This window comes from Novosphingobium sp. BL-S-33 (assembly GCF_056857025.1).
This window is the reverse complement of sequence record NZ_CM166474.1, coordinates 2108099-2132948: the sequence shown is the minus strand read 5'-3', so window position 1 is coordinate 2132948 and position 24850 is coordinate 2108099. Positions and strand designations below refer to the sequence as shown.

23 protein-coding genes are annotated in these 24850 nt (G+C 65.9%); 16 read left to right on the top strand and 7 right to left on the bottom strand.

Annotation, left to right across the window (positions count from 1 at the left end; genetic code table 11):
* The first annotated feature begins 81 nt into the window (after positions 1 to 81).
* Positions 82 to 939, top strand: a complete 858-nt coding sequence (ku, locus tag AC1VVM_RS10005; protein ID WP_482903816.1) for a non-homologous end joining protein Ku — start codon at positions 82 to 84, stop codon at positions 937 to 939.
* Between the two features lie 3 nt (positions 940 to 942).
* Complete coding sequence (gene ligD / locus AC1VVM_RS10000; RefSeq protein ID WP_482903815.1) at positions 943 to 3480, top strand: DNA ligase D; 2538 nt, start codon at positions 943 to 945, stop codon at positions 3478 to 3480.
* Positions 3481 to 3700: 220 nt separating this feature from the next.
* Here ligD and AC1VVM_RS09995 read toward each other — a convergent pair whose 3' ends face one another.
* Both AC1VVM_RS09995 and AC1VVM_RS09990 read right to left on the bottom strand, forming a co-directional pair.
* On the bottom strand, positions 3701 to 3943 hold the full coding sequence (locus tag AC1VVM_RS09995; protein WP_482903814.1) for a hypothetical protein: 243 nt from the start codon (positions 3941 to 3943) through the stop codon (positions 3701 to 3703).
* A 259-nt stretch (positions 3944 to 4202) separates the two neighbouring features.
* On the bottom strand, positions 4203 to 4895 hold the full coding sequence (locus AC1VVM_RS09990; protein ID WP_482903813.1) for a FadR/GntR family transcriptional regulator: 693 nt from the start codon (positions 4893 to 4895) through the stop codon (positions 4203 to 4205).
* Between the two features lie 159 nt (positions 4896 to 5054).
* Between AC1VVM_RS09990 and AC1VVM_RS09985 the strand changes: the two genes are divergently transcribed.
* From AC1VVM_RS09985 to AC1VVM_RS09950, 8 genes are all read left to right on the top strand, one after another.
* The gene (locus AC1VVM_RS09985) at positions 5055 to 6527 is read left to right on the top strand and encodes an aldehyde dehydrogenase family protein (RefSeq protein WP_482903812.1); all 1473 of its coding nucleotides are present in this window, start codon (positions 5055 to 5057) and stop codon (positions 6525 to 6527) included.
* A gap of 10 nt (positions 6528 to 6537) precedes the next feature.
* Positions 6538 to 7320, top strand: a complete 783-nt coding sequence (locus AC1VVM_RS09980) for a carboxymuconolactone decarboxylase family protein (RefSeq protein ID WP_482903811.1) — start codon at positions 6538 to 6540, stop codon at positions 7318 to 7320.
* The gene (locus AC1VVM_RS09975; protein WP_482903810.1) at positions 7313 to 8134 is read left to right on the top strand and encodes an NAD(P)-dependent oxidoreductase; all 822 of its coding nucleotides are present in this window, start codon (positions 7313 to 7315) and stop codon (positions 8132 to 8134) included. Before AC1VVM_RS09980 ends, AC1VVM_RS09975 begins: the two co-directional genes overlap by 8 nt.
* Positions 8131 to 8901, top strand: coding sequence for an SDR family NAD(P)-dependent oxidoreductase (locus tag AC1VVM_RS09970; protein WP_132384986.1), 771 nt, complete (start codon positions 8131 to 8133; stop codon positions 8899 to 8901). Before AC1VVM_RS09975 ends, AC1VVM_RS09970 begins: the two co-directional genes overlap by 4 nt.
* Before the next feature lie 12 nt (positions 8902 to 8913).
* On the top strand, positions 8914 to 9699 hold the full coding sequence (locus tag AC1VVM_RS09965) for an SDR family oxidoreductase (protein ID WP_482903809.1): 786 nt from the start codon (positions 8914 to 8916) through the stop codon (positions 9697 to 9699).
* 131 nt (positions 9700 to 9830) lie between these two features.
* The gene (locus AC1VVM_RS09960; RefSeq protein ID WP_482903808.1) at positions 9831 to 11219 is read left to right on the top strand and encodes an amino acid permease; all 1389 of its coding nucleotides are present in this window, start codon (positions 9831 to 9833) and stop codon (positions 11217 to 11219) included.
* Between the two features lie 151 nt (positions 11220 to 11370).
* Complete coding sequence (locus AC1VVM_RS09955; RefSeq protein WP_482903807.1) at positions 11371 to 13002, top strand: NAD(P)/FAD-dependent oxidoreductase; 1632 nt, start codon at positions 11371 to 11373, stop codon at positions 13000 to 13002.
* On the top strand, positions 13002 to 13436 hold the full coding sequence (locus tag AC1VVM_RS09950; protein WP_482903806.1) for a GtrA family protein: 435 nt from the start codon (positions 13002 to 13004) through the stop codon (positions 13434 to 13436). The genes AC1VVM_RS09955 and AC1VVM_RS09950 overlap by 1 nt, the downstream gene beginning before the upstream one ends.
* Positions 13437 to 13445: 9 nt before the next feature.
* On the opposite strand, the gene AC1VVM_RS09945 is transcribed toward AC1VVM_RS09950, so the two are convergent.
* Together AC1VVM_RS09945 and AC1VVM_RS09940 are read right to left on the bottom strand one after the other, a co-directional pair.
* On the bottom strand, positions 13446 to 14516 hold the full coding sequence (locus AC1VVM_RS09945; protein ID WP_482903805.1) for an alpha-hydroxy acid oxidase: 1071 nt from the start codon (positions 14514 to 14516) through the stop codon (positions 13446 to 13448).
* 80 nt (positions 14517 to 14596) lie between these two features.
* Positions 14597 to 15388 carry an energy transducer TonB gene (locus AC1VVM_RS09940; RefSeq protein ID WP_482903804.1) on the bottom strand — a complete coding sequence of 264 codons (792 nt, stop codon included), beginning with the start codon at positions 15386 to 15388 and terminating at the stop codon, positions 14597 to 14599.
* 355 nt (positions 15389 to 15743) lie between these two features.
* On the opposite strand from AC1VVM_RS09940, the gene AC1VVM_RS09935 reads away from it, so the two are divergent.
* From AC1VVM_RS09935 to AC1VVM_RS09910, 6 genes are all read left to right on the top strand, one after another.
* The gene (locus AC1VVM_RS09935; RefSeq protein ID WP_482903803.1) at positions 15744 to 16388 is read left to right on the top strand and encodes a PepSY-associated TM helix domain-containing protein; all 645 of its coding nucleotides are present in this window, start codon (positions 15744 to 15746) and stop codon (positions 16386 to 16388) included.
* An 11-nt stretch (positions 16389 to 16399) separates the two neighbouring features.
* Positions 16400 to 16876 (top strand): DUF2271 domain-containing protein, encoded by a 477-nt coding sequence (locus AC1VVM_RS09930; RefSeq protein ID WP_482903802.1) that lies wholly within the window; start codon positions 16400 to 16402, stop codon positions 16874 to 16876.
* A gap of 16 nt (positions 16877 to 16892) precedes the next feature.
* A complete protein-coding gene (locus AC1VVM_RS09925) occupies positions 16893 to 17855 on the top strand; it encodes a DUF4198 domain-containing protein (protein WP_482903801.1) in 963 nt (320 codons plus the stop codon).
* A gap of 10 nt (positions 17856 to 17865) precedes the next feature.
* On the top strand, positions 17866 to 18849 hold the full coding sequence (locus AC1VVM_RS09920) for an FAD:protein FMN transferase (RefSeq protein ID WP_482954977.1): 984 nt from the start codon (positions 17866 to 17868) through the stop codon (positions 18847 to 18849).
* 167 nt (positions 18850 to 19016) lie between these two features.
* Complete coding sequence (locus AC1VVM_RS09915) at positions 19017 to 20489, top strand: aspartate aminotransferase family protein (protein ID WP_482903799.1); 1473 nt, start codon at positions 19017 to 19019, stop codon at positions 20487 to 20489.
* Positions 20486 to 21193 carry an HAD family hydrolase gene (locus AC1VVM_RS09910; RefSeq protein ID WP_482903798.1) on the top strand — a complete coding sequence of 236 codons (708 nt, stop codon included), beginning with the start codon at positions 20486 to 20488 and terminating at the stop codon, positions 21191 to 21193. The genes AC1VVM_RS09915 and AC1VVM_RS09910 overlap by 4 nt, the downstream gene beginning before the upstream one ends.
* A 152-nt stretch (positions 21194 to 21345) precedes the next feature.
* Here AC1VVM_RS09910 and AC1VVM_RS09905 read toward each other — a convergent pair whose 3' ends face one another.
* Genes AC1VVM_RS09905 through AC1VVM_RS09895 form a run of 3 tightly spaced genes read right to left on the bottom strand, consistent with a single transcriptional unit; the run spans position 21346 to position 24646 of the window.
* Entirely contained in the window at positions 21346 to 22380 is a 1035-nt protein-coding gene (locus AC1VVM_RS09905; protein WP_482954976.1) for a lysylphosphatidylglycerol synthase transmembrane domain-containing protein, read from the bottom strand.
* Positions 22377 to 23012, bottom strand: coding sequence for a response regulator (locus AC1VVM_RS09900; RefSeq protein ID WP_132384976.1), 636 nt, complete (start codon positions 23010 to 23012; stop codon positions 22377 to 22379). The genes AC1VVM_RS09905 and AC1VVM_RS09900 overlap by 4 nt, the downstream gene beginning before the upstream one ends.
* Positions 23009 to 24646, bottom strand: a complete 1638-nt coding sequence (locus tag AC1VVM_RS09895; protein WP_482903796.1) for a sensor histidine kinase — start codon at positions 24644 to 24646, stop codon at positions 23009 to 23011. The genes AC1VVM_RS09900 and AC1VVM_RS09895 overlap by 4 nt, the downstream gene beginning before the upstream one ends.
* Between the last annotated feature and the right edge of the window lie 204 nt (positions 24647 to 24850).

Genomic DNA, 24850 nt, shown 5'->3' with positions numbered 1-24850 from the left:
TTCGCCGGAGCGCATGGGAACCCCGCCCCTTCTGAGGGCTTATCCCGGCGAAAGGACTGATCTCGCCGAAAGGACTGGGCAATGGCCGCACGCGCATATTGGCAGGGACAGATCAGGCTCGCGCTCGTCTCGATCGCCGTCGAGGTCTATCCGGCAACGCGGTCGGGCGCCGCGATCCAGTTCCACCAGATCCACGAGCCCAGCGGCAAGCGTATCCGCTACGAGAAAGTCGCCCCCGGCATCGGCCCGGTCGACCGCGACGAGATCCTCAAGGGCTACGAAATCTCGAAAGGCAGCTACGTGCTGCTGGACGAACAGGAGATCGAAGCGGTCAGGATCGAGAGCCGTCGCACGCTGGAACTCGTCCAGTTCGTGGCGGCCGACGAGATCGACGTGCTCTATTACGAAAAGCCCTACTTCGTGGTCCCCGCCGACGATCTGGCCGAGGAAGCCTATGCGGTTCTCCGCGAGGCGCTGCGCACCAGCCGCAAGGTCGGGATCGGCCAGCTTGCGGTGCGCGGGCGCGAGCAACTGGTCTCGCTCAAGCCCTGCGGGCGCGGCATGGTGCTCGAAGTGCTGCGCTATGCCGATGAAGTGCTCAAGGCGCAGAACTATTTCCGCGACGTGGGCGATGCCAAGCCCGACAAGGACCTGCTGGAGCTGGCCACCACCCTGATCGACAAGAAGACCGCGCCATTCGATGCGAGCGAATTCCACGACCGCTATGTCGATGCGCTGCACCGGTTGATCGACAAGAAGGCCAAGGCGAAATCGAACAAGCGCGTGCTCGAGGATGTCGAGGAGCCCGCCAGTGGCGGCAAGGGCAACGTGATCGACCTGATGGCGGCGCTGCGCAAATCGGTGGGCGATAGTGGCAGCACCGCGAAGAAGGCGCCCGCCAAGAAGACCGCCTCCCCGCGCAGCCGCAAGCGAGCCTGAGCCATGGCGGCGCGCAAGGCCCCTTCAGATCCCCTCGCCAGCTACAACGCCAAACGCGATTTCGCGAAAACGGCCGAGCCTGCGGGCAAGCGCGGGGCTAGTGACAAAGGCAATCTCTTCATCGTCCAGAAGCACGCGGCGCGGCGGCTGCACTGGGACTTTCGGCTGGAAGTGGACGGCGTGCTCAAGTCCTGGGCGGTGACGCGGGGCCCGAGCGCCGATCCCGATGACAAGCGGCTTGCCGTGCGCACCGAGGATCATCCGCTGGCCTATGGCGGGTTCGAAGGGCGTATTCCCAAAGGCGAATATGGCGGCGGTACGGTGATGCTCTGGGACCGGGGGATCTGGGAGCCGATTGAAGGCAAGAGCGCCAAGGATCTGGACGAGGGACATCTCCATTTCCGGCTCCATGGCCAGCGCATGCAGGGCGAATGGCTGCTGGTGCGCATGAAAGGCAAGCCCGGCGAAAAGCGCGAGAACTGGCTGCTGCGCAAAGTGGCGGACGGCCACGACGTTGCTGGCGACGAACTGGTCGAGAAAGGGCTGACCAGCGTGCTCACGGGCCGCACCATGGCCGAGATCGAGGCTGACAAGGCAGGCACGCAATCGCTCGCGGGCAAGCACGGCGCGGACTTTGCCAAGACAATGGCAGAGGCGGCAAGGCATACCGACAACAAGGCCAGATCGCGTGCCCAGCCGAATACCAAGTCCGCCCGCGCCGCCCCGCTTCCGAAATTCCGCAAGCTCCAACTCGCAACGCTCGTAGATGCGGTTCCCGCAGGCAATCTCTGGATGCATGAGATCAAGTTCGACGGCTATCGCGCGCTCTTCGCCGTCTCGGGCGGGAGCGTTGCGGTCTACACGCGCAGCGGACTCGACTGGACGGACAAGTTCGGGCCGCTCGCCAAGGCCATGGGTGCGCTGGACCTGCCACCGTGCCTGATCGACGGCGAGATCATCGCGCGCGGCCAGCACGGCAATCCGGACTTTTCGGCGCTACAGGCGGTTCTCAAGCGCGGCCACGGTGCGCAAGGGGAAAGCGACGCGCTGGAATTCCACGCCTTCGACCTCCTCGAACTGGATGGCGAAGATCTGGCGCCTCGCACGCAAATCGAACGCAAGGAACGGCTCGAAGCCCTGCTTGCCGACGCGCAGTCACCGATCTTCGTGGCCGATCACCTGATCGGTGGAGGCGAAAAGCTCTACCAGGCGATGTGCGAGACCGGACAGGAAGGCGTGATCGCCAAGCGCATCGACGCGCCATACCTCGGGCGCAGAACGCGCGGCTGGGTCAAAGTGAAGTGCTCGCGCCGGCAGGAATTCGTGGTGGTCGGCTGGTCGCGCTCACGCGCCAAGGGGCGCCCGTTTTCCTCGCTCCTGCTGGGGGAATATGAAGGCAAGCATCTGGTCTATCGCGGCAAGGTCGGCACCGGGTTCGACGGGGCGCTGCTGGACGACATCGCCGCCCGGCTGGCCAGACTGGAGCGCAAGTCTGCCGCGCTGGAAGTGGACAAGGCGGACGCGCGCGGCGCCAGCTGGGTGACGCCGAAGCTCGTGGCCGAAGTAGCCTTTGCGGAGCTGACCGCCGAAGGCCGCGTGCGCCACGCCAGCTTCGTCGGCCTGCGGAGCGATAAGACGGCACCAGAGGTCACGGAGGAGAAGGCACGGCCCATGCCCAAGGCGAAACCGGCAATCGCAATCACCAACCGCGACCGCGTGATCTTTCCCGAAAGCGGCCGCACCAAGGGCCAGCTGGCCGACTACTATGTCGACATCGCCCCTTTCATGCTGCCGTTTGCCGCCAGCCGTCCGGTCAGTCTCGTGCGCTGTCCGCAAGGGCGCGCCAAGGCCTGCTTCTTCCAGAAGCACGACAGCGGCGCTTTTGGCCCGCACGTGCACCACGTGCCGATCCGCGAAAAGGACGGAGGCTCCGAGGACTACCTCTACATCGACGATGCCGACGGCCTTCTGACATGCGTGCAGATGGGCACGATCGAGTTCCACGGCTGGGGCGCCCGCGCCGATGCCGTGGAGAAGCCCGACCGGATGGTCTTCGACCTCGACCCCGACGAGGGTCTCGATTTCGCCGATTGCCGCAAGGCCGCGCAGGAAATTCGCCGCCAGCTTGCCGATTTGGGGCTGGTTAGCTTCGCGATGCTCTCGGGCGGCAAGGGCGTGCACGTGGTCGTCCCGCTGGATCCCGACCATGACTGGGACGCCCACAAGGACTTTTCCCAGCGCTTCGCACAGGCCATGAGCCAGGCGCATCCGGATCGCTACGTCGCCACCATGAGCAAGGCAAAGCGCAAGGGGCGGATCTTCATCGACTGGCTGCGCAATCAGCGCGGCAGTACAGCCGTGCTGCCCTATTCTGCCCGCGCCCGTGCCGGAGCGCCCATAGCCGTGCCGATCGACTGGGACGAGCTTGGCGACATGAAGGACGCCCACCCCTTCTCGATAGACGACGCGCAAAAGCTTCTGGAGCGCGCGAAAACCCTGCGCGGCTGGGGTTTCGCGGCGCAGAAGCTGCCGGAATTCTGACGCGAAATCGCACCTTCGCGCGCACCGAAAGCCCGCACCATGGCTTCCGATCAGCTTCAGCCGATGATGTGATCTGGTTCTGGCGGAACGGCGATGTTGCCTTGCAGGCATCCTCCCTTCCACTGTCTGGAAGGGCGCGTCTCGCTCGCATCTCCCTGTCTCGTTCAGACGCCGTCGTTGATTGCGGCGCCCGTCAGTCGCTTAAGCGTTATCCCGAAGCTTACCTGGCGATCAGCGCGGAGATGCGGTGCGAGAACGGATGACCCGGGGTCGCCCCACGCCCAACTTGCGTGAACATCCCCTCTTCAAGCAGCGAAAGTCGCTCCTCAAGCAGGGGTACATCCTCACCCTTGCGGACATCCATATGGACGTGAAGCTTGCCGTTGAAATCGAGGGTAATGGCCGCCGCTTCCGGAAACTCGGCATGAAGCAGGCCAAGGATTTCATCGAGTTGACTGGTCAAGCTTTTTGCGTCGGACTGTGCAGGAAGTGCGCCGCCGTCGATCGAATATATACGTGCATCTTTTGACATAAGCCAAAGGACCCCTGTTCTGCTGCACAAACCACTTTAACTGATTTCCCTTAAGGGAGAACGCTATATTTTGGCTAAGACCAAAGATTTTTTCCCAAACTCGCAAGCGGCTGGCGGAGTTGGAGGATTTGGCCATCTCCTACGTAACAATCCGCGACTCGGAACGGTTCCCTGTCCCAAAATGGAAAACTCAGGCCCGCTGCGCCATCACGACGGCGCGGTTCTGACGGTTCGCTTCGAACCGGGCGAGATCGGGATCGCCAGACAGAATCGCGGCGATGATCCGCCTGCGCCCATCGCGCCAGTTCTCCACCCCGATCCCCGCGACATCGGTCACCGTACCGCCTTCCAGAGCGGCATGGTGGAGCGTTACCCGCGTTAACATCTCGAACAACGGGCGGCGCACCATCTGGAACAGCAGTTCCTGAAACGCTTCCTCGAAGCGCCCGAACTCCGCCATGTCGCGGCACTGCCCGGCCTCCTCCCCCAGCGCCTTCAGCCGCGCCCGCAACGATGCGCTGGTGCAGCCCGCCGCCGCCGTCGCCAGTTCGGTGAACAGCAGCGAGGTCATGTCGAGCGCTTCCTCATAGCCCGCCGGATTCATGCGCATGTAGGAAGAGAGCGCGCGTTCGAGCGCGGCATCGTCCGGCCGAGCGCCGTAGTAACCGCCGCCGGGCCCGCGCCGCACTTCCAGTAGGCCCTCGTGTTCCAGCACGCGCGCGGCCTGCTGAAGCGTCACGATGCCCACTTCCAGTTCGCGCGCCAATTCGTGCAGCGAGCCGAGCAGCGTGCCCGGCGCCTGCGCGAAGATCCGCTCACGCAGGGTTCCCGCCGTGCGCGCCACCAGATTGGTGCCCTTGCGCCGTCCCGCCGTTCCGGCCATCGCACTCTCCATTAATAAGCACATTATTATCGATTTCGGGCTATTTTCACCCAAAATTCGGTGAAATCAAGTCAATTGACCGCTCATATTTGCCTCAATACCCTTCGCCTCGAACTGAAGCGGTCGCAAGCGCCGCCATTGGAGAGGAATGGTACGAGGATGGGCTTCCAACATCCGGATATTTCGGCATTTCCCGAGATCTCGCTGGTCATCGGCGAGGAACGCGCCAGCGGCGGCAGTGGCGCCGCGTGGGACCACGTCTACCCCGGCACCGGCCGCGTCACGCGCGAGGTCCGGCTGGCCAGTCCGGCCGACGTCGATCGCGCCGTCGCCGCCGCCAAGGCCGCGCAGCCTGCGTGGCGCGCGCTGCCGGGCGACAAGCGCCGCGACCTGATGTTCCGCCTTGCGTCGGTGATCGAGGCCAAGGCGGCCGAAATGTCGCCGCTGCTCACGGCCGAGAACGGCTCGATCCTGATCGCCGGCGGCCACATGAGCCTCGATGCCGCGCAGAAGTTCCGCTATTTCGGCGGCTGGGCTGACAAGATCGACGGGCGCACCGTCTCCACCTGGGGCGGCCCCGCGCACGACTACGTGATGTACGAACCCTACGGCACGCTCGGCATCATCGTGCCGTGGAACGGGCCGCTCTTCGCCGCGACGATGGTGATGGCCCCTGCCCTCGCGGCAGGAAACTGCGTGGTGCTGAAAGCGCCCGAACTGGCGCCATGGTCGCTGATGAAGCTGATGGAAGCGATACACGAAGCGGGCTTCCCGGCGGGCGTGGTCAACCTCGTCACTGGCGGGCCGGATGTCGGCGCGGCGATGGTCGTCCATCCGGGCATCGACAAGATCGAGTTCATCGGCAGCGGCGCGACCGCGAAGAAGATCCTCGCCAGCGCAGCCGAGACGCTCAAGCCGGTAGGCCTTGAACTGGGCGGAAAATCGGCGGTCGTGGTCTTCGCTGACGCCGATCTTCAGGCTGCTGCCAAACGCGGCCTTTCCGGCGCGGTCAGCGCCAATGGACAGGGCTGCGTCAACGGCACCCGCCTGCTGGTCGAGCGGACGGTCTATGAGCCCTATCTCGAAATGCTCAAGGCCATGGCCGGATATGTGAAGGTGGGCGATCCCTTCGCGATGGACACGTTCATGGGCCCGGTGATCTCGCAAGGCGCGCTCGACCGGATCGACGGCATGGTCCAGCGTGGCGTGGCGCAAGGCGGCGAAGTCCTCTGCGGCGGCGCGCGCATGGATGGCGATCATGGCGAAGGCTACTTCTACCCGGTGACCGTGCTGGCCGGCGTCGCTCCCGAAAGCGAGATTGCGAAGAACGAGGTCTTCGGCCCGGTTCTGGTCGTCACGCCCTTCGACAGCGAGGAAGAGGCGATCGCGCTAGCCAACGACAGTGATTACGGCCTCGGCGCCTATGTCCACACCACCAATCTGACCCGCGCGCACCGCGTCGCAGGGCAGATGATGGCCGGGCAAGTGCAGGTCAACGGATCGGGCGAGGCCATGACCCCCTGCGTGCCGTTCGGCGGCATGAAGCATTCCGGACACGGCCGTCTAGGCGGCATCGAGGGCCTGCGCGAGTTCCAGCAGGTCCGCAATGTCTGGGTCAACCTGCAGGACTGAGGAGATACCGATGGCACTGCTTGACCCCGCCGACCGCGCCGCGCGCGGCCTCGCCACCGAGGCCGAAGTCACGGCGCGCACGTCCAACACGCCGGCGACGCTGCTGGAAGAATCGTGGCGCGATTTCGTCTTCGCCGAAGTCTGGACCCGGCCCGGCCTGCCGCGCCGCCCACGCTTCCTTGTCGCCATCGCCAGCGCCGTCACTTGCGGTCTTGAAAACAGCCAGATCGACGACTTCGTGCGCGGCGCGCTGACCACGCAGGCGCTCTCTCTGGCCGAACTGCGTGAGGCCGCGCTGCACCTTGCCGTCTATGCCGGCTGGGGCAACGGCGGAAAGCTCGACCGCGCGGTGACGCGCGTGGCGGACGAACTGGGCTTGCCGCCCGCCACTGTCCCGCCGGTCTGCCCCGAACCATGGGACCCTGCCGTGCGCAGCCAGCGTGGACATGACGAATTCGCGCAAGTCATGACTTTCCCGCCCGGGCCTCCGTCGACGCCCTATCTCGAAGGGATCAACAACTTCGTCTTCGGGGAGATGTGGTGCCGTCGCGGTCTGGACGAGCCTTCGCGCCGCTGGATCACGCTGGTCGGCGTCTGCGAATCCGGGGCCGAGATCCCGATCCGCAGCCACATCCATGCCGCCATGGCCAGCGGCAATTGCTCGCCCGAGGAAATGCGCGAATTCTGCCTGCAATACGGTACGCATGCCGGATGGCCCAAGGCCTCGCGCATTCAGTCCGTGGTGCTGGAAATGACCGACAAGGTGGCGAAGGGGCTTCCCTGGCATGGCTGAAGACAAGGCCCGAACGGGCTTCATCGGCCTCGGCTCGCAAGGCGGGCCGATGGCGGAGCGGATGCTGGCGGCGGGTTATCCCCTCACCGTATGGGCTCGCCGACCGGAGGCGGCGGACGATCTCGTCGCCAAGGGTGCTACGCGTGCCAACTCAGTCGCTGAGCTTGGCGCTGCCTGCGACCACGTGGGCGTCTGCGTGGTCGACGATGCGGGCGTGGAGGATATCTGCGCGCAGCTTCTACCGGCGATGAAGCCGGGGAGCGTGCTGGTCATCCACTCCACGATCCTGCCGCAGACCTGCGAACGGCTGGCGCAGGAAGCGGAAGCACGCGGCATTTCCTTACTCGATGCCCCCGTCAGCGGCGGCGGCGCGGGCGCGGCAGCCGGCACGCTCACCGTAATGTGCGGTGGCAGCGAGGCGGCCTTCGCCCAGGCACTGCCGGTCATGGAAAGCTTCGCGGGGAAGACCGTGCTGCTCGGGTCGGTCGGCTCCGGCCAGCGTGCAAAGATCGTCAACAATGCGCTGATGGCCGCCAATATGGGCCTTGCCCATGCCGCGCTGTCGCTGGGCGAAGAACTTGGCATCGACCGGGCCGCCCTTGCCGATCTCATCAAGCATTCCAGCGGCCGCAGCTTCGGTTTCGAGGTCTACGCCCGCCTGCCCTCGCCCGGTGCTTTCGCCCACGGCAGCAAGCTGCTGCGCAAGGACGTCGACCTGCTCGGCGCGATTGCCGGGCCTGACAATGCACTGGCGCTGGCCGCCGATCCCTTTCTCGACGCGGCTCTGACTGCAACGGAGCAACCGACGAAATGAGCGTGATCTTCAAAAGCCTCGACATGACGGGCAAGGCCGCCGTCGTCACGGGCGCGGCTTCCGGCCTTGGCCGCATGACCGCGCTCAAGCTGGCCGAAGCGGGCTGTGATCTCTGGCTGGTGGATGTGAACGCAGCGGGACTTGCCGAAACGGCAGACCTGCTCGCCCCGCACGGCCGCCAGGTAGGCAGCGAGACTGCCGACTTGTCCGATCCCGCCGCTTGTCAGGCCGTCATCGTCCATGCCGTGGAGAAATTCGGCCGGCTCGACGCGCTCTGCAATGTCGCCGGGCTGATCTACCTCGCCAATACGCCGCAGATGCCGCAGGCGCAGTACGAACGGACCATCGACGTCAATCTCAACGCCCCGTTCTTCCTCTCGCAAGCCGCGATCCCGCACTTGCTGGAAGTGAACGGCGCCGTGGTCAATGTCGCCTCTTGCGCGTCCTACATCGGTGAGGCCTATGCCGCCGCCTATTGCGCCAGCAAGTGGGGCCTTGTCGGCATGACCAAGGCCATGGCGATGGAATTCCAGAAGAAACCCATCCGCATCAACGCCGTCGCCCCGGGCGGCATGATTACCAATATCGCGACCAACTTCACGCCGCCCGAAGGCTGTGACTTCGAACTGCTCAAGCGCTTCTCGGGGCTTCGCGGGCAAGTCGAGGTGGAGGACGTGGCAGACCTTGTGGTGCTGCTCGCCTCTCCGGCCGGACGGGGCTTTCATGGCGCCTGCCTCTCGCTCGACGCGGGCATCACGGCAGGCTGAGGAGACAGGACAATGGCATTTACTCTCGATCAATTCCGCCTCGACGGCAAAGTCGCGGTGGTCACCGGCGCCGGCGGACGCGGTAATTCCATCGGCCGCGCTTATGCGCTGGGCCTTGCCAATGCGGGCGCCTCGGTAGTCGTGGCCGATCTTAACGGCGAAGGCGCCAAGGCCGTCGCCGCAGAGATCGTGGCGGCGGGCGGCAAGGCCGTGGGCGTGCAGGTCGACGTTTCCGACGAGGCATCGACGCTCGCGATGGGCGCCGCCGCGAAGGAGGCTTTCGGCGGCGTCGACATCCTCATCAACAATGCCGCGCTGATGGTGGACGTCAGCTACGACAATTGCGAGACGGTCAACCTCGACGCCTGGAACAAGGCGTTCGCGGTGAATCTCAACGGCGCCCTGCTCTGCGCCCGCGCGGTTGTCCCATCGATGCGCGAACGCGGCGGCGGTCGGATCATCAACCAGACTTCCGGCGGTGCCTTCCCGGCAACCGGGCTCTACGGCATCACCAAACTGGCATTGGTCGGCCTGACCACAACGCTGGCCAAGCAGTTCGGCAAGGACGGCATCACCTGCAACGCCATCGCCCCGGGCAATGTCACCTCGGACGCGGGCAAGATGCTGGTTCCGGACGATTCGCCCTTCATCCAGTTCCTCAACATGACTTGCGCCCTGCGCGCGCGCGGCGAACCTGACGAACTGGTCGGCACCGCGCTGCTGCTCTGTTCGCAGGCTGGAGCATGGATTTCCGGACAGACCATCCATGTCGACGGCGGCTGGGTGATGCGCCCTTAAGATATTCCAGATGCGCAACAAAAGACAAACTTGACGCAACAAATTGTGGCGGGAGCGCAATCACGCCTTGCCTTCCGCCACGAATCCTGCTGCCTGCCGCCGATCAAAATCATGGTTGAGAGGCTGTAGCGATGAACTTCATGACCCGGCGCAAGCCGCTGGTGCCGCAAGGGCACACCGGGAGCGGGCTGAAGAAGTCGCTCGGCTGGCCGCACCTCATGGCGCTGGGTGTCGGCGCCATCATCGGCACCGGTATCTACACGCTGACCGGCGTCGCCGCCGGCCTTGCCGGGCCCGCCGTCGTGCTCTCTTTCGCGATTGCCGGCGCGGTCTGCGCCTGCGCAGCGCTGTGCTATGCCGAAATGGCGAGCCTGACGCCGCAGGCCGGCAGTGCCTATACCTATTCTTACGTCGCGGTGGGCGAAGCGCTCGCGTGGGTAATCGGCTGGAGCCTGATCCTCGAATATACGCTGGTCTGTTCGGCGGTTTCCGTGGGCTGGTCCGGCTACGCCTCGGGTCTTATCCGGCAGGCTGGCTGGGGCGTACCGGACTCGCTCCTGGCAGGCGGCGTGATCGACGTACCCGCGATCTTCATTGCGCTTGCCGTTACCGGCGTGCTGCTGGCCGGCACGCGTGAAAGCGCGACGCTGAACTTCATCCTCGTCATCATCAAGATGATCGCGCTGGCCGCTTTCGTGGCGCTGGCGCTGCCCTCTTTCGACCTTGCGCACTTCCATCCCTTCGCGCCCTTCGGCTTCGGCGCCACCGATATCGACGGCAAGAAGTTCGGCGTGATGGGCGCCGCGGCCATCATCTTCTTCGCCTTCTACGGTTTCGACGCGATCTCGACCGCTGCCGAGGAAGCCAAGAATCCGAAACGGGACCTGACCATCGGCATTGTCGGCTCGATGATAATCTGCACGCTGGTCTATGTCGGCGTCGCTGCCGCCGCGCTGGGTGCGGTGCCCTTCCAGCTCTTCGCGCCGAGCCCCGAACCGCTGGCTTTCGTGCTCAAGAGCCTCAACCACCCCGCCGCCGCCGCCCTGATCGGCATGGCTGCCGTGATCGCCATGCCCACGGTCATCATGGTTTTCATGTTCGGCCAGAGCCGCGTGTTCTTCGCCATGGCGCGCGACGGCCTGCTCCCCAAGCGTCTTTCGACCGTCAACAAGCGCGGCGTGCCGGTGGCGGTCACCATACTGACCGGGCTTGTCGCCGCCGTGATCTCTGGCCTCATGCCGCTGGACGAGATCGCCTCGCTCGCCAATGCCGGTACTCTTGCCGCCTTCATCGCCACGGCCCTCGCGGTAATGGTGCTGCGCCGCCGTTCGCCCGAAATCGAGCGTCCGTTCGTGACGCCGCTGGTCTGGTTCGTTGGGCCCGCCACGATTCTCGGCTGCGCCTACCTCTTCACCAGCCTGCAACTGCGCACGATCGAATTCTTCGTCGTCTGGAACGTGATCGGCTTCGCGCTCTACACGGTCAGCGGCCTGCTGCGCGAAAAGTCTGCCCACGCCTGAGGTTTCAGCGCCCCGCGTATCGATTTCGGTACGCGGGGCGGGAGCCGCCTGTTGTTGTTCTTACAGACACACAATCGAGCACGAAGAGCGCCTTAACCGCCCATAAACCAATTTCTTCCATTCCTCTGCGTGTTACTACGGGGGGCATGAGATGTCATTTTCAAGCGCGGCAGCCGACTTCACGGGCGAAGCGAAAGATGGCGAGATCGCCGTCGATGTTGCCATCATCGGTGCCGGACCGGCGGGCCTGACCGCTGCCTATCTGCTCACCAAAGCCGGCCTCACTGTCGCCATTGTCGAGAAAGACCCCCATTACGTCGGCGGCATTAGCCGTACCGTGGAGCATGAAGGCTATCGCTTCGACATCGGCGGCCACCGCTTCTTTTCGAAAAGCCAGCAGGTCGTCGACCTGTGGAACGAGATCCTGCCCGACGATTTCATCCAGCGTCCGCGGATGAGCCGCATCTATTACGAGGGCAAGTTCTACTCCTACCCGCTGCGCGCCTTCGAGGCGCTGTGGAACCTTGGCATCTGGCGCTCCACGCTGTGCATGGCCAGTTTCGCCAAGGCCCAGCTGTTCCCCCGCCGCACGGTGAAAAGCTTCGAAGACTGGACCACCAACCAGTTCGGCTGGAAGCTCTATTCCATCTTCTTCAAGACCTATACCGAGAAGGTCTGGGGCATGCCCTGCGACGAGATGAGCGCCGACTGGGCCGCCCAGCGCATCAAGGGCCTCTCGCTCTGGAGCGCGGTGACGGACGGCCTCCGGCGCAGCCTTGGCCTCAATAAGCGCCCGAACGACGGTCAGGCGGTGAAGACCCTGCTCGAAACCTTCCGTTATCCGCGCCTCGGCCCCGGCATGATGTGGGAAGCCGCGCGCGACCGGATCGTCGAGAGCGGCAAGGGCGAAGTCCTGATGGGTCACGCCCTGCGCCAGCTCGCCAGCGACGGTCAGGGCGGCTGGCGCCTCACCGCCGATTCCGGCGAGGGCGACGTGACCATTCGCGCCGCGCATGCGATCAGCTCCGCGCCGATGCGTGAACTGGCCGCACGCCTGCATCCGCTTCCGCAGACCACTCTGCAAGCCAGCGAGCTGAAATACCGGGACTTCCTGACTGTCGCTCTCAAGATCCGCGCCGACGACCTGTTCCCGGACAACTGGATCTACATCCATGACAGCAAGGTGAAAGTCGGCCGCATCCAGAACTTCCGCTCGTGGTCGCCGGAAATGGTGCCCGACGACGAGATGGCTTGCGTCGGCCTCGAATACTTCTGCTTCGAAGGCGACGGCCTGTGGTCGATGGCGGACGACGATCTCGTCGCCCTTGCCACGCGCGAGATGGTCACGCTGGGCCTGTGCCGTGCCGACGAGGTCACCGGCGGCTTCGTGGTCCGTCAGGAAAAGGCCTACCCGGTCTATGACGAGGACTATGCCGCCAATGTCGCCGCGATGCGCGAGGAACTCGAAGCGCGCCATCCCTCGCTCCACCTGGTCGGCCGCAACGGCATGCATCGCTATAACAACCAGGACCACGCGATGATGACCGCGATGCTCACGGTCGAGAACATCCTCGCCGGCGAGCGCGTCTACGACACCTGGTGCGTCAACGAGGACGCCGAATACCACGAGGCCGGCGACGAAGGCGAAACCAAGGCCCTGCCCGCCGCCCCCGGATCGCGCGCGCCAACGCCGGATCAGGCCGCCGCGCTCGCCTCGGTCCGCGAGGTGCCCGCGCGCATCGCCGGATCCAGCGAAGGTGGCAGCAAGCGCGAGGCTGCCTGATGCGCATGCTTGCCGAACACCCTCTCGTCGTCCGCCTCATGCGCGACACGTTCCTGCGCTATCTAGCCGCAAGCGCATTGGCGCTCGGCGTCGACATCGCCTGTTTCTGGCTACTGGTGCAGCTTGCGGTGTCCGCGGGCCCGGCTTCGGCGGCGGGTTATTCTGCAGGGATCGTTGCCCACTGGCTGGTCGCCAGCCGCGTGGTTTTCACGGGCGAGGTCGCTGAAGGCGGCATGGCGCGCGCACGGCAGAAAGCCCTGTTCGTGTTGTCCGCCCTGGCCGGCCTTGCGATCACCACTGGCGTCGTCAGCGCGGGGGCCATGCTCGGAATGCACCTCGCGATTACCAAGGCTCTGGCAATTGCCCTGAGCTTCTTCACGAGCTGGCTGATCCGCCGCCGGATCGTCTTCCGCCGCCCCGCAGCCTTCGCCTGACGGCGTAACTCAGGCCAGCAAGCGGCAGTCGATATCGGCAAGCTGCTTGCAGCCGACTTGCGCCATGGCCAGTTCGAATTCCGCGCGCAAGATATGCAGCATGTGCGCGACGCCGGTCATGCCCGCGACCGCCAGCGCATGAAGTTGCGGGCGCCCGACCATGACCGCGCTGGCCCCCAGCGCCAGCGCCTTGAGCACATCGGTCCCGTGCCGCACCCCGCCGTCGAGCAGCAGCGGAACCCGCCCCTCTACAGCGTGGACCATGCCCGGCAGCGCCGCCATCGGCGTCGTGAGGCCGTCCAGCACCCGGCCGCCGTGGTTGGAGACGACGATGCCATCCGCGCCATGCTCCAGAGCGAGCCGCGCATCCTCGGGTGACAGCAGGCCCTTGATGACGATGGGCAAGCGCGTCTCGCCGCGCAGCCATGCGATGTCCGCCCATGTCGGCGCCGCATCGGCCAGCGGTGTGCCGAAGACAATCTGGCCGCCCCCCGGCTCGGCGCGCTGCGTGGTGCGCGGAAAGGCCGTGAGGTTCGCTGCGAAAACGCCTTCCGGCAGCGCGAATTCGGATCGCTTGATCGCGGCGTCGACCGTCACCACCAGCACTTCGTAACCCGCCGCTTCTGCGCGGCGCACGAGTTCGAGGCTATGTGCGCGGTCGGGCTGGAAATAGAGCTGGAACCACAAGGGCGGCAACGGGCGGGCCAGTTCGCTGGCGGCCGCGCGCGCGGTGGCCGCGATCTCCTCCAGCGGCACACCGGAAAGCGTGCTCACCACCATGGTCGTATCGAGCGCGGTCGCCGCCTGCATGCTGGCCCGTTCGCCCGCCGGATGGGCCAGCCCGTGGTAGGCGAGCGGGGCCAGCAGGATCGGCGCCGCATGGCGGCGGCCGAACAAATCGAGCGCGGTGGAGCCCCCGGACAAGTCCCGCAGCATGCGCGGCACGAAGCGAAGGCCGTCGAACTGGGCACGATTATCGGCGAGCGTCAGTTCGGCATCGCTGCCTGACTGCACATGCTCCCAGGCATCGGCCGCGAAATGGTCTCGCGCGCGTCGCTCGTAGTCGGCAAGCGAGCGCACGTCGGCAGGAATCGCGGCTAGCGGCGGCAGGCGGGACAGAATGAATTCCTCAGGACGGGGCGCCGATGCGGCGCACCCGATCAGGTCTGGAGGACGAACGGGATCTCGACAAGCCCGCGCACCATAACTGCCGCGCCATCGCGGCGCGTGGGCTGCCAGCGCCAGCGGCGCACGGCGGAGAGCGCGGCGCGGTCGAGCGAATCGAACCCGCTGCTCTTCGAGATCGAAATGTCCGCCACCTTGCCGTCGAGATCGAGCAGGAGAGTCAGTACCACGGTGCCCTGCTCGTGCTTGCGGCGCGAATCGATCGGATAGCGCGGCGGCGTGGCCAAGATCATCTTCGAGGAGAGATCGCCCGCGTTCTCCACGCGCGGCGCCGGTGCAGGCGCGGCCGGAGCGGCGCTTTGCGACACCACAGGCGCGGCAGCCACCGTAGCCACCGCCGGAACGGGCACCGGCACCGGCGAGGTGGCGATGGGCGGCGGCGTATTGGTCAGCACGATGGGTGGCGGCGGCGCGACGATGGGCGAGGCCGGGGGCGGGATCACGGGCTTCGGCTTCGCCTGCTCGGGCGGCGGAGGCGGCGGCGTCACGTCGAGATCGATGACCGACACGTGCTGACGCTTCACCTTCTCTGCACTGACAACGTTCATGGCCAGAATCGTTGCCAGCATGCCTGCCACGATCGCCAGGGACGCCGCGACGGCGGGCAGATTCGCGCGCCGCTCCTCGCCGTAGCGGCCCGAAGCCTGCCATGGCGCAGTGCCGAACTGCGGCATCGCGACGACTTCACCCCCCGCGACGGCGCGTTGGGGAGCGGATTCCGGTCGCGAAATCGGAGCCGATTGCGGGATCGAAGCTAGTCCAGTCAACGTGGAATCCCCCTGGGGACGGACCGCCCGTCCCAGCTATTGCGAGTCATTCTCATAGCTGTAACAGTTCGGCCCGTCGAGATCCTTTCGCAACAGGCGCCCGGACGATGAGAAAGGCATTCGGCAAGCCGGACGGGAGACGTAGCAATCCGACGAAGGCATCGTCAGTTCAAGGCGATGCTTCGTGTCCGCGGCAAAGCCAATGGTTAGGCCGAACGAAAGGCTTATGGCTCAGCGCGCAAGAAGGCTCTGGCGCAATCGGTCCGATGTGTTAAGGGCCTTCTTGCTAATGCCTCGCAACAACCGGCATTTCGCACCCATTTCGAATAGTTCCTTCCTGACCAGGCCCTTCCCCGTGAACGCTCCCGAGATCCGCACCTTCCCCCGCAAGAAGTCCCGCAAGTGGCGGAACTGGTGGGTCAAGCAGCTTCATACCTGGCACTGGATCAGTGCCGCGATCTCGCTTGCGGCGATGCTGTTCTTTGCGGTCACCGGAATCACACTCAACCACGCCGCCTCGATTCCCGCCGAGCCCGTCGTTACCGACAGTAGCGGACAGCTTGCGCCCACTCTGCTGGCAACGCTGAAGGCGAAGAGCAACGATGCCCCCCTGCCCGCTCCCGTAGCGGCGGCAGTGCGTGCGGCAGTCGGCCTCGATGCCTCCGGCAAGGCGGGCGAATGGTCGGACAGCGAGGTCTACGTCGCCCTGCCCCGCCCCGGCGGCGACGCATGGGTGAGCATCGACCGCGCCAGCGGCAAGATCAGCGCCGAAGTCACCGATCGCGGCTGGATTTCTTACCTCAATGACCTCCACAAGGGCCGCAATTCGGGCTCCACGTGGTTCTGGTTCATCGATGTCTTCGCGGTTGCCTGCATTCTCTTCACGGTGACCGGCCTTTTCCTGCTCCAGGTCCATGCGCGCCACCGGCCCTCGACCTGGCCCATCGTGCTTGCCGGCGTGGCCCTTCCGGTCGTGCTCGCCCTCGTTTTCATCCATTGAAGGATCCACCGATGCGTCTGACTTCCATGATCCTGCTGGGCGGCGCGGTTGCCGTGCCCGCCTCTGCCGCCACGGTCACCGTGACGATCCCGCAGCTCAAGGTTGCCGAATATCACAAGCCCTACGTTGCAGTCTGGCTGGAGCCGGCGGCCGGTGGACCGGCCCGCACCATCGCGGTGTGGTACGACGTCAAGAAGAAGGGCAACGAACCCGGCACCAAGTGGCTGGCGGACTTGCGCTCCTGGTGGCGCAAGGGCGGGCGCAGCATGGCGCTTCCCGCCGATGGCGTGAGCGGCCCCACGCGCGGCCCCGGTGCGCAGACGATCCCGCTGCCTGCCGACCTCAAGCCGGGCAGCTACGTGCTCAATGTGGAGGCCGCGCGCGAAACCGGTGGCCGCGAACTTGTCACCGTGCCGATCACCGTGCCCGCCGCCAATGCCAAGTCGAGCGGCAAGACCGAACTCGGCACCATCACGCTTTCTCGATAACGGGGGTTTTCCAGACATGAAGGCTTATGCAACCGGGCTGCTCGCCGCAGCCGCGCTTCTTGCGCTTCCCACCGCCGCTTCGGCGCACCGCCAGTGGCTGCTACCCTCGGTAACGACGCTGGCCGGGACCGACGGCTGGGTGACGGTGGACGCGGCAGTCTCGAACGACTTGTTCGATCCCGACCACTTCCCGATGCAGACCGACCAGATCCAGGTCACCCAGCCCGATGGCAGCAAGGGCCGGATCCAGAACGCGGCAACCGGGCGCTACCGCTCGATGTTCGACGTTCAGGTCGACAAGGCCGGAACGTGGAAGATCGGCACTTTCTCCAGCAATCTTGGCGGCACGTTCTCCCTGAATGGCGAGACCTGGCGCGTGGGCGCCCGTCGCGGTCCGCCGCCCGGTGCGGCCGGCATGGGCCCCGGCGGTCCCGGTGCTGGCCGTCCGGAAGGTGCACGTCCCGAGGGCGCTCCACGTCCTGCCGGCGGCGAAGGTGGCCCGCGCCCCGGCGGTGAAGGCGGTTTCGCGCCCGCCAAGTCGGTTGCCAGCGTGGCCGAGATTCCGGCCGGCGCCACCGACATCAAGCTCACCGAATCGATCAGCCGCAACGAGTTCTTCGTCACTGCGGGCGAACCGACCAAGACCGTTCTCGCGCCCACCGGCAAGGGCCTTGAGTTCGATCCGGTCAACCATCCCGACGATCTCGTTTCCAACGAGCCCGCGCGCTTCCGCTTCCTGATCGACGGCAAGCCCGCCGCTGGCCTCACCGTCACCGTCATTCCGGGCAGCAAGCGCTTCCGCGACGGCGAGCATGCCTTGAGCCTGACCACCGGCGCCGACGGCACGGTCGAGGTCAAATGGCCCTTCGCCGGAGTCTACTGGCTCAACGTCACCGCGACCGACAACCACGCCTCGGATTCGCGCGCGGCCGAGCGGCGGATGAGCTACACTACCACGCTCGAAGTTCCCGCACCCTAAGGGATATCCGATGCGCATTGCGCTTCCCGCGCATATCGATGCCCATGCCTTCGCCGACTGCGATCCCCGGATCGCAGTCGGCGAACTGCATGGGGAGACCATGGGCACGACCTGGAGCCTTCGCTTCGCCGCGCCAGAAGGCACCGATGCGCGCGCGATCCGCGCGGCCGTGGAGGCCCGCCTTGCCACCATCATTGCCGAGATGAGTCACTGGGAGCCGGAATCGCTCCTCTGCCAGTTCAATCGGGCGCCTGCGGGAAGCTGGGCGGCGTTGCCGAACGATTTCGCAGCGGTGATCTCCGCCGGGCTCACCATCGCCGAGGCCAGTGAGGGTGCTTTCGATCCCGCCATCGGGCGTCTCGTCGATCTCTGGGGCTTCGGGCCGCCGGGGCCGAAGCCAGTGCCGGATGCGCTTGCCGTTACCGCCGCACGCGAAGCTTCCGGCTGGACTCGCCTGGCATGGGACGCCCCGACCCGCCGCTTGCGCCAGCCAGGCGGGCTCGCGCTCGATTTTTCCGGTATCGCCAAGGGGTGTGCGGTCGATGCCGTCGCGGACCTGCTGGCGAGCATGGGCATGCGTCATATGCTGGTGGAAATCGGCGGCGAACTGGTGGGGCGCGGCGTGCGTCCCGATGGCGAGCCGTGGTGGGTGGACCTCGAAACGCCGCCGGATATCGCCTCCGGCGCCGACCTGTCGCTGCGTCTGGCGCTGCACGACATCGCCGTCGCCACTTCGGGCAATTACCAGCGCGGCGAACATACCATCGATCCGCGCACGGGACGGCCGACGGAAAACGGCCTAGCCTCGGTCAGCGTCATCGCGCCGAGCGCGATGTTGGCGGATGGCTGGGCCTCGGCACTCACCGTGGCGGGACCGAAGCACGGGCCGGCCCTTGCCGCCAAACACGGCCTTGCCGCGCGCTTCGTGACGATCCGCGAGAATGCCGTGCAGGAAATCCTCACCCCCGCGCTGGGGGCCATGCTGGCGGACTGAACCGCTCGGCGCATACCATCCGCGTGCTACCCCTTTCCCCTTGGGATTCAGCCCAATGGAGAACATCCCTCCCGGCGTGGACGATTCAGGATTATAAGGTCCTGTAGATTCTGCCGAAGCGCCGTTCCGGCTAGTCTCCTGGTCGGTGCAGAAACTGGGAGGCGCGGGTGACGGCTTATTCGAAGATCGAGGCTCCGCGGCGCGACCGTGAACTGGACCGCCGACTGCTGACGCTCGATGAGAGTCTTGCGCTCGACAACGCGCGGGCCATGGAACTCTACGCTACGCACCTCAACCGCTACATGTTGCAGGTCTACGATATCCTCGGCCTGCGGAACATGGACATCGTCAGCGCGCAGGGCTGCGAGATCGTGCTGCGCGACGGGCGGCGGATCCTCGACTACTCGGGCGGATTCGGCGTGCTGGGGCTGGGCCACAACCACCCCCGGATCATCGCCGCGGAGCGGCGCTGCCATGACGAACTGGTGCTCGACTGCATCAAGATAGCTCCGCACAAATTGCAAGGCGCGCTGGCCTACAACATCGCGCGGTTCCTGCCCGAGCCGCTCGACGTCTCGTTCCTCGCGGTCTCGGGCGCCGAGGCCAACGAAGCGGCGATGAAGCTTTGCGAGCGCGTACAGACGCCCAAAGGCAAGACCAAGTTCCTCTGCATGCAGGGCGCCTTCCACGGCAAGACCCACGGGCCGCTCTCGGTCACCACCGCCACTGACGTACAGACCGGCTTCCTGATGGGCGTGCCTAAGGAGAACGTGATTTTCTGTCGCTACGGCGACATTGCCTCAGTTCGCGAAGCGATTGCCCGCGAGGGCGGCGCCGAGAACCGCATCATCGCGGTGATGATCGAAACCCTGCGCGGCACCTCCTGCGAATCCCCGCCACCCGGATACTTCACCGAACTGGTCGAAGCCTGCCGTGCGGCGGACATCCTGACGATCTTCGACGAGGTCAAAGTCGGCATGGGCCGCACCGGCCTGTTCTGCGCCTTCCAGCACGAGGACGCGGTGCCCGACGTGGTCACGCTGGCCAAGACGCTGGGCGGCGGCAAGCGCGAGATGGGCGCGATGGTCACCTCGCAGGCGCTGTTCGACAAGGCCTATGGCAACACGCAGGACTGCAACCTGCACAGTTCGAGCTTCTCCGGCATGGGTGAGAGCTGCGCGGTCGCCATCGAAACGCTCAATGTGCTCGACGAGGAGCGCCTGATCGAGCGCGCCGGAGCCATGGGCGCCTACTTGCGCGCGGGGCTGGAACGGCTTCAGGCCAAGTATCCGCGCTGCATCGCCTCGCTGCGCGGCAAGGGCTGCTTTCAGGCTATCGAACTCAATTTCGGCCAGTTCATGGCGGAAAAATTCCTCGATATCCGCAAGAACCAGCTCTTCGTCACCTGGGAGACGGTGCTGGTCGGTTCGCTCACCCGCGACTTGTTCGAGCGGCACGGCATTCTCGCCCATTTCCAGCCCGGCGCGCGCGACCTCATCCACTTCATGCCGCCCTATGTGGTGACCGAAGGGCAGATCGACCGGCTGCTCGTCGCTCTCGATGACGTGCTGGGGCGCGGCATTGCCGAGGCCACGGTGCGCTTCGTGTACAAGAACGTCAGGCGCGTGCTGCGCCGATGACGGTTGCCATCGCCTGGGGCGACGTGCGGCTGGTGGTGTTCGACCTTGATGGGACGCTTTACGATCAGCCGCCGCTACGCCTTGCGATGGCGCGGGAACTGGGGCTCGATTGCCTCAGCCGCCGCAGCACGCGGACCTTGCGCACGCTGCGCCACTTTCGGCAGGTGCGCGAACTCTTGGGCGACGGCCCGGCGTTGAAGGACCATGGCGATTTCGCCGCCGAGCAATACCGCCTGACCGCAGAGCTGAGCCGCCGCCCCGAACGCGAGGTGCGTGCGCTGGTGGAGGAATGGATGGAGCGCCGTCCGCTCCAGCATCTGCCGCGTTACAAGGCACGCGGGATCGACCGCCTGTTTGCCGCGATCCGGGCGAGCGGGCGGACCATCGCGGTCTGGTCCGACTTTCCCGTGACCGCCAAGCTCGCCGCGCTCGGCCTTGTTGCCGATCACCAAATCTGGGCGGGAGACGAAGGCGTCGGACGGCTCAAGCCCGACCCGTCCGGACTGAACGCGTTGATGGCGCGCGCCGGCGCCACTCCGCGCGAGACGCTGCTGATCGGCGACCGGATTGATCGCGACATTCGCGCCGCCACCGCCGCCGGCACCCGCGCCCTGCTCCGCGCGCAACGCCCGCATGGACGTGCGCCCAGTTTTCGGCATTACGAAGAGCCGGTGTTCGCACCGCTCTTGCGCGGGTCCGCCTAGTTTGATGAGGTTCGCGCGGAGGCGCGGAGACGCGGAGAATCCCGGCGGCAACGCCGCCCCTCTTCGAAAAACGTGCGATTGAGAGACTTCGCCCACCTCACGGCGCGCCCTCTTTGCGCCTCCGCGCCTCCGCGCGAACCCATTTAAAAACTTCAGGCCGAAACGCCCGCCGCTTCCAGCCGCACATCGCCCCGCACACGTGTCACCATGAGCCATCCGATCCCGAACAGCGCAGTCGGCAGCCAGAGCAGAAGATGGGCGACAAGGATGATCGCCGTGGCCGGTTCGGCCGGAACCCCCAGCGCCACGAAGACCAGCACGCCAAACACCTCGAACGATCCGAAATGGCCGGGTAAAGCAGGTACTAATGTCCCCAGCGTCGCCACTGCAAAAGCCGTAAGCGGTTTGAGCCAGGCGGCAGGATCGCCGCCCAGGCTGACCCATGCTCCCAACATGACGAGGCTCTCCAACAACCAGAGCCCGACCGAAAGCAGCAGCATCCGCGCCATTCGCCGTCCCTGTCTGATCGCCCGCACGGCATCGGCCACCGAACGCGCCGCTGCGGCAAGGCGCTGCACCGGCCCGCGCGGATAGCGCCGCGCCACGGCGGCGGCGATCCGCGCCAGTATGGCGGGCATGGCGAGCACACCGATACTGAGCACCATCGCCGCGCCCGCCGCCAGTCGCAGGTGCATCATCGCCTCATGCGGAAGCGGCGCATCGACCAGCCATAGTCCCACTGCGGCAATGGCCAGAATGGCTACGAGGTCCAGCACGCGCTCGACGATCATCCCCGCCACCACCAGCCCTGCCGGAAGCCCGAAGCGGCGGTGGAACCACCAGATGCGAAACACGTCGCCAAGCCGCAACGGCAGCACGTCGCTGATGCCGAAACTGGCGATGAAAGGCGCCACCGTCGCCCGAAGGGTCAGCCCGCGCGCACCATCCGGATCGAGCAGAAACCGAAAACGCGCCGCCCGCAGCACGAAATCGAGCGCATAGGCAACAAGCGCCATCAGCAGCGGCGGCCAAGCGGCCTGCGCCATCAGCGCCGCCACCCGCGCCATGTCCACCGTGTTCCACAAGAGCGCAAGAAACGCTCCGCCGAGCACCAGTCCGGGCAGAATCCGTAATGAATCCCGCAGCCAGTCCCGACGCGGCGACGTCTCCAGCCCGGCCACGCTCACAAACGCTCCTCCACATGCCGCACGAAAAGCGTCGCCAGTGTGGTGCGGCTGGAGATGCCGAGCTTGCGATAGATGTTGTGCAAATGGATGCTGACCGTGCCCTCGGTCGAGCCGACAGTGGCGGCGATCGCCTTGTTCGAGAAGCCTCGACACACGAGTTCGCTGATCTCACGCTCACGCGGGGTGAGACTGGCGATGGCCTTGGCGACATCGATGCCGCTTTCCTCGCGCGCCCGGGCGACGAGATCCTCGGGCAGCCACTTGCGCCCGGCGATCACCTCGCCAAGGCAGGCGACCAGCGAATGGGCGGCATAGTCCTTCAGCAACAACCCCCAGACGCCAAGCGAAAGAGCCTCGGCAATCTGGTTGCCGCTCATCGTCGCCGACAGGAAGATCACCCGCACCGGCCAGTCCTGCTCATGGATGACCTTGAGGATCGCCATGCCGCCAACATCCGGCATCGTCACGTCGAGGATCGCGATGTCCGGCCGCTGATCGCGGATCACGCTGAGCGCGCGAATGCCGCTGCCCGCCGCCTCCACCAGTTCGATGCCCTCGGTCGCGCGCAGCAGGTCGGCAAGGCCGCGCAGCAGCAGCGGGTGATCGTCGGCAACGACAACGCGCCGGGTCACGCCGCCAGCTCCCCGACCGGGATCACCATCGTCACTTCCAGCCCCGGCGTGCCTCCGGCAAGGAACATCGAGCCGCCAAGTTGCAGCACCCGCGCACGGAGCGAGATCGACCCCTGCCCACCCGACGCGCAAAGCCCTGTGCCGTTGTCGACAAGCGTCAGATGCATCGCCCCGCCCGTATGCCCAGCCCGCAAGCGCACGCTGGAGGCGGACCCGTGGCGCACCGCATTCGAAGTCGCTTCCGACACAAGCTGGACGATGTCCTCGACGGTGCGCCGCCGCAAATGAATCGGCGCCCCCTCCCAATCGAACGGCATGGCGACGCCCCACTTGCGCTGAAGCAGTTCGGCCTGGCGGCGCAGCTCATCCGCAACGTCTACCGCGCGTTCGGCGCGCGCCTCGCGGTGGTCTTCGACAAACCGGCGGATGCGGCGCTGCTGTTCGGTAACGAGGTCCTCGATCTCGCGCGTCTGTCCGCCTGCCTCCTCCGGCGTCAGCGAGCCCGCACGCGCGGCGAGCGCCCGCAGCTTCAGGCTTGTGGCGGTCAGGTCCTGCAACACGCTGTCGTGCAGGTCCTGCGCCAGCCGGTTGCGCTCCTCCGCGCGCACGTTGTCTGAGTGGCGGGCGACGAGGTCGATCCGCTCAAGTTCCGAGCCCGCGCGCGTGGCGATGATGTCGCACAGCAAGGCGGCATCCTCGGGGCGGCAATCGGGATCGGCGATCAGGATCGAGCCGCGAAATCGCAGGCCGGAAAACCCCGCCATCACCGCGAAATCGCGCACCGGCACCAGCGGCAGGCGCAGATGATCGAGCAGAACGGCGAAAGCATCGGCCTCGCCGCGCGTCAGCACCCTGCCCTCGCCCCGGTCGAAGATGCCGGCGCGGTCCACCTCGACACGGTCCCAGAGCACCGAGTTTTCAAGGTCGGCAAGCTCCACGCCGTCTCCATTCCACACCGCGACGACACCGTCGGGCCGGTCATGCTCGCGCCAGACCACCATCATGTGGCGGCTCCCGGTAACGTCTCCCGCATGGCTGCACAGTTCGCCCAGCCAGGCGCGGCGGCTGCCCAAAGCGCGCTCCATCGGCCATTTCGCCAGCCGGGCCAGACGCTCGCGGCTGCTTTCGCGGTAGGCCCCGAAATAGCCGAGCATCAGGGCCGAGAGCAGGAAATAGACCGATCGCGCGATCAGCACGTTGAGTTCGGATTCGCCGTCGAGCGTATCGGGAATGCCGATCGCGAAGAGTGCGATTTCCAGCAGGAACGCGCCCATGATCGCGCCGATGAACCCCCAGCGCACCGTCATCGCCATGAGTGTGAACGGGAGGAAGGAGAAGAACGGGCTCGTCAGTTCATCGGTCAGGAACGCCAGCCAGCCCAGGATCGCAGTATCCGCGACATGGAACAGGAAGTGCACCGGGCTGTCGACCGGGCGGCGGACCGGCGCGACCACCAGAACCAGCGCATAGGCGAGATAAAAGGCAAGCACATGCCGCGCCTCGGGCAGGAAGCGGCCCGGGCGGGTGGGATCGAGGTAGATCGCCAGAATCGCGAAACACGCGGTGACCAGACGGCCAAGGGCGATCAGACGATTGGGATCGGTAATCAGCAGCGTGTTGCGCGCAGCAGCCAACCTGGGGAATGTCCAGTACGAAAAGCCGCCCGCCCGCCTGCTGCCCGGCCTGCTCTTTAATCCTCTGACGTCTTCCCGACTGCTCACCGCCCGACTGTCCAATGCCCCGGCCTCCGCCAGCGCGGCCCGCCCCCGGAGCCTTTCGCCTGACCTCGGCACGATAACACGGCGCCGCCGATTGTTCGGGCTTCATTGGGGGACCTC